Consider the following 272-nt stretch of genomic DNA (forward strand, 5'->3'; position numbering starts at 1 on the left):
TACACGGTAACACAATGGATCGCGCATTAAACGGCGAGTGTATTCTATTATTCGAGCCAGCGAAATTGTTAGAGTTTGAGAACTTAAATAGCTTTGTTAAAACACATGTTAACTCCGTAATTTTAACGGGCATTCGTTCGGAAGTAACACAAAGCATCATACTATTAATTGGAGCTCAAAAAGGGCATTTTAGTATTGAAAACAAAGAGACTCTAAGGCGCTTTAGACCTCTTATAGAACGTGCTGTTATCGACATAGAAACAAAGGAAAAG

Annotated in this window: 1 pseudogene; it reads left to right on the forward strand. The window is 37.1% G+C overall.

Annotated features, from left to right (window positions below):
• A pseudogene (locus tag R7Z50_RS24395) lies at window positions 1-272 on the forward strand (hybrid sensor histidine kinase/response regulator); the annotation flags it as partial.

Source organism: Vibrio sp. 1249-1 (assembly GCF_033340495.1).